This is a genomic window from Nocardia sp. NPDC003345, assembly GCF_053589395.1.
This window is the reverse complement of sequence record NZ_JBSFRU010000437.1, coordinates 1-4,346: the sequence shown is the minus strand read 5'-3', so window position 1 is coordinate 4,346 and position 4,346 is coordinate 1. Positions and strand designations below refer to the sequence as shown.

The 4,346-nt window shown below is 68.8% G+C and carries 4 protein-coding genes; 1 reads left to right on the top strand and 3 read right to left on the bottom strand.

Going from position 1 to position 4,346, the window contains the following annotated elements; genetic code table 11:
- Positions 1 to 169 precede the first annotated feature (169 nt).
- Positions 170 to 550: a DUF742 domain-containing protein gene (locus ACWDU1_RS30080; protein ID WP_450003642.1), complete on the top strand. Its 381-nt coding sequence runs from the start codon at positions 170 to 172 to the stop codon at positions 548 to 550.
- 11 nt (positions 551 to 561) lie between these two features.
- On the opposite strand, the gene ACWDU1_RS30075 is transcribed toward ACWDU1_RS30080, so the two are convergent.
- From ACWDU1_RS30075 to ACWDU1_RS30065, 3 genes are all read right to left on the bottom strand, one after another.
- A complete protein-coding gene (locus ACWDU1_RS30075) occupies positions 562 to 2,517 on the bottom strand; it encodes a GMC family oxidoreductase N-terminal domain-containing protein (RefSeq protein ID WP_450003641.1) in 1,956 nt (651 codons plus the stop codon).
- 113 nt (positions 2,518 to 2,630) lie between these two features.
- Complete coding sequence (locus tag ACWDU1_RS30070) at positions 2,631 to 3,458, bottom strand: DUF72 domain-containing protein (protein ID WP_450003639.1); 828 nt, start codon at positions 3,456 to 3,458, stop codon at positions 2,631 to 2,633.
- A 14-nt stretch (positions 3,459 to 3,472) separates the two neighbouring features.
- Entirely contained in the window at positions 3,473 to 4,276 is an 804-nt protein-coding gene (locus ACWDU1_RS30065; RefSeq protein ID WP_450003638.1) for an SDR family oxidoreductase, read from the bottom strand.
- Between the last annotated feature and the right edge of the window lie 70 nt (positions 4,277 to 4,346).

Sequence of the window (4,346 nt, the reverse complement as noted above, 5' to 3'; positions counted from 1 at the left end):
CCCGCCACTCCCTTCGTCCCGCCGGCGGCAACGCCTGCCTGGCCCTGCTGGCCGACGACGCGGCCGATATGGGCATGGTGGCCTACGAGATGAACCGCACGGTGATGCGGGTCGGCGCCCATCTGGGCGTCGACGCCCGGCCGTCGTATCCGAACGGCGCGAGACTGCGGTGAGCCCTCGGGACGACGAGCTGTGGGACGACGAGGACGCCGGCCCCGTCGTCCGTCTCTACGCGGTGACCCGGGGCCGGGGCCGCGCCGCCCGCCCCGAACTGAGTCTCGACACCAGAGTGATCGATATCGGGGCGGGCTTCGCGCCGCGCCGGACCGAACCGGAGTACGTCGACATCATCCGGCTGTGCCGGTACCAGCAGTCGGTCGCGGAGATCTCGGCACAGCTGAACCTCCCGCTGGCTCTGACGAAGGTCCTGGTCGGCGATCTCATCGATGACGGGAGACTCGCCGTCCGTGCCCCGATAGAGGTCACCATCGACCCGACCCGGGATATCGATATGTTGCGGACCATCGCGCAGAGCCTGCGGGGGATCTGACGTCTTCGCTCTCAGTTCAGCCGCGCGGCCAGGCGTTTCGCGTTCATATGGGCGATCGCCTCGATGGACACCATCGGGTTCACACCCGAGGACGTCGGGAAGCAGGACGCGTCGGCGACCACGATGTTGGGGACATCCCAGGTGACGCCGTCCGGGTTGGTGGCCGACAGTTCCGGCGAACCCCCCATCCGGGCCGATCCCATGATGTGCAGGGCACCGAGCGCGCAACGACCGGGCCCGTACCCCGCGGCCCGGGCCGCGGCCGCGAACTCACCGTGCGATCCGCGCACACCGGGTTCATAGGACACACCGGCCTGATGCCCCGACCAGATCCGCCGGGCGCCGGCGGCCTCCAGGATGCGGGCGGCACCCTCCACACCGGTGTGCAGATGAGCGGCGTCGTAGTCGGAGAGGCGGTAGTCGACCGTCGGCTCACCGTCTTTGCCCAGCACGACCGAACCGGAGTCACGATCGCGGGTGATGATTCCGATGGCATTCGTACGGGCGAAATTCACCAGCACGTCGCGGTGGCTCTGCGATCCGCGCCAGCTCATGAACCCGGTCGACGATCCCGGCTGCAGCGGCCCGGTCTCGTAGATCACGCCGTAGCCGTTGCCGTCGAGGTCGGCGTCCTGGCGGCAGATCCGCGTCTGCATACCGCCCTCCCAGGGCCGGATCTCCTCGTCGAACTGACCGAAGACCGCCGAGGCCGGGTGCAGCCGCAGATAGCGCCCGATGTTGTCGTTCTTCAGCCCGGACCGGCGCAGCAGCGCGGGGGTCTGGATGGCGCCCGCGGACACGACAACCGCACGAGCCCGCACCTGGAACTCCACGCCGTCGGTGGTGCGCACCGATACCGATTCGGCCTTGCCGTCGCGGACCTCGATCCGGCGCACATCGGCGTCCACGATCAGCCGGGCGCCCTTGGCGGCGGCATCCGCCAGCCAGGTCTTGGTCACCGATTGTTTGGCCCCGACCCGGCAGCCACTGCCGCACCGGCCGCATTCCACTCCGGCATCACAGGCATCGGTCACATTGCGTGGCAGCGGATCCACCTGCCAGCCGAGTGCCCGCGCCCCCTTCTCCAGGGTGCTGTCCCGGACCGAGATGGTCGAACGCTGCTCGTTCACCCCGATCCGCCGTACCACCGCGTCGAGCGATTCGGTGAACTCGGTCTCGCCGAACTGGGTCGCGCCCAGGCCCGCCCATTCCTCCCGCACCTTGTCGGGGGTCGCGAGCGAGGTACTCCAGTTGACGACCGTCCCGCCACCCAGGCAGGTCCCGGCGACCAGCGAGATCTGCCCCTCGGCGGACGCCAGCGGTCCGGGCGCGTACAGCTTCTTCAGGCCGTCGAGTTCACCGGTGCCGAAATCGCGGTCGTCGTAGTAGCCGCCGCGTTCCAGGACCACCACGTCGAGTCCGGCCTCGGCGAGCACCCCCGCCGCCGTGCCGCCGCCGGCACCGGACCCGACGATCACCACATCGCAGGTGAGCGTGCCGGGTTCGGTGATCCGCTGCGGCGTCAGCGCCGGCTGCGGCGCCGTGGCCAGTGTGCCGGGCGGGCCGGGGTAGCCCATCTCCTTCCACAGCGGGTTGGATCCGGTCGGTCCCGGCGTCACGTTGTAGGCCAGCAGCGAGGCCTGTTTCAGCGCCTGGAACACCGCCCGGACGGCGCCGATACGGGAGTCGCCCAGCCGGATCATGGCGCGCTCGCGGCCCTCTTGGGACAGCTTCGAATAGCGGCGCGGACCCCATCCGGTGAGCAGCCCGGTCACCGGCGAATCCCAGACGCCCAGCAGCGTGGCCAGCTGCTTGGTATCGGCTTCCCGGGGATTACGCGCGAGGAGCTCGAGCACGGTGTCCACGGCGCCGAGTTCGGAGGCCGACGGCAGCGTCAGTCCGTCACCCGGCAGGAACGTATCGCAGATCATTTCCAGCGCGGCGCGCTGTTTAGCGGTCGGTTTCATAAGCATCCACCCTTCACAACTGCCGAATTTCTACCACGACGTGCGAATCCGCGCTCACTAACGAGCGTTAAGCCAGGCAATTGGTTCTTAATTCGAGATGAATGGCTATTTACTTAGAACAGAGTCATCGGTTCGGTCTCCGCCGGGTCGGGCAGCGGTTCGAGGTCCGGCACCAGCGCGCGGACTTCGGTATGGAAACGGCGAGCGAGATCGCGCGAGGAAGCATTGTCCGGTGTGTGCAGGAAGACCGTCGGCGACCGCCCCTCCCGCAACCACGTCACCGCCTGCTCGACCCACGGCCGCCAGCCCGTCACCGTCGCGCCCGGGTCGTCACGGCCGTGATATCGCACGATCGGTGTATCGGTGAGCGCGGTCATCCGTCGCGGTAGCCGCGGCTTCTTGGACTGCGCCTCGTATTCGGCCGAACTCGCCGCCCTGCGCGCGAACAGGACCGTGGTATCGAACGGCACCCACTCGGCACCGGCCCGGACCAGCAGTTCCTCGAGTCGCGCCGCCGCGTCGCGGTCGGTGAAGAACGCCGGATGCCGCACTTCCACCGCCGCCCGCAGTCCCGCCGGCATCCGCCGCACGAAACCCGCCAGCGCCGCGAGATCACCCGGTCCGAACGATCCCGGCAACTGGATCCACAGGGCGTGCATCCGCGACCCCAGCGGTTCCATGACATGCAGGAAGTTGTTCATCTCGGCGTCCACCCCCACGAGCCGCCGCTCATGGGTGACGGTCTTGGGCAGTTTCATCACGAACCGGAATCCGGGATCGGTCTGCTCCGCCCAGGTCTGCACAGTCTTCCGGGCCGGCACCGCGTAGAAGGTGGTGTTGCCCTCCACCGCATCACACCAGCTCGCATAACCACGCAGTTTGTCCCCGGTCACCGGCCAGGCGCTGTGCGTCCACATGGCGCACCCCACCGCCAACCGCATACCCGCGTCTCCCGTCAGCGCTTCAGCCCGTGCATCCGCGCCACCACCTTCTCGATCACCGCCGCGGGCAGCAGCCGGCGCAGCAGGAACACCACCGGCGCCCGGCTTCCCTTCGCGTACAGCGGCTTCGGCTTCTCCGCCGTGACCGCCCGCAGGATCGTCCGCGCCACCGCCTCCGGGCCGGTCCCGGCCCGTTCGTTGCGGTCGAGATGGGTGATCATCGTCGCGAAATCCGCCGCGTACACCGAATCCGCGCCGATGTATTTGGTGCGCCGCTCCCCGATTCCGGTCGCGATCGAACCCGGCTCCACCGTGGTGATCCACACCCCGAACGGCGCCGTCTCCAGCCGCGCGGCATCCGCGAATCCCTTGATCGCGGCCTTGGTCGCCACATACGAGGACCGGTACGCGAGCGGAAAACTCGCCAGCATCGAACCGACCATCACGATCCGTCCGTGGCCCCGCTCCCGCATCCCCGGTAACACCGCCTGTGCCAGCTGCACCGCTCCGAAGACGTTCAGCTGGAAGATCCGCGCGATCGCCTCCCGGGGCAGTTCCTCGATCGGCCCCGACTGGCTTTCCCCCGCATTGTTGACCAGCACGTCCACCGGCCCCAGGGCCGCGGCGAACCGTTCGATCCCCGCCGGATCGGTGAGGTCCAGGGCCCGGTACTCCACCCCCGCCACCCGGACCGGCTCGTCGATCGAATCCGGGTTCCGGCTGGTCCCGATCACGCGGTACCCCCGCTCGGCCAGCAGCGCGGCGGTAGCCCGTCCGATCCCCGACGACGCCCCGGTCACCAGTGCGGTCTTGGTCATCACGATCCCATCCTCGACGTTGCGGCCGCGTGACCGCCGGCCACCCGGTTCGCCAATCTAACGGATCGAT

What these genes read in the sequence shown, in the direction of transcription:
- ACWDU1_RS30075 (WP_450003641.1), bottom strand. Translation starts at nt 2,517, where the DNA reads ATGAAACCGACCGCTAAACAGCGCGCCGCGCTGGAAATGATCTGCGAT.
- ACWDU1_RS30070 (WP_450003639.1), bottom strand. Translation starts at nt 3,458, where the DNA reads ATGCGGTTGGCGGTGGGGTGCGCCATGTGGACGCACAGCGCCTGGCCG.
- ACWDU1_RS30065 (WP_450003638.1), bottom strand. Translation starts at nt 4,276, where the DNA reads ATGACCAAGACCGCACTGGTGACCGGGGCGTCGTCGGGGATCGGACGG.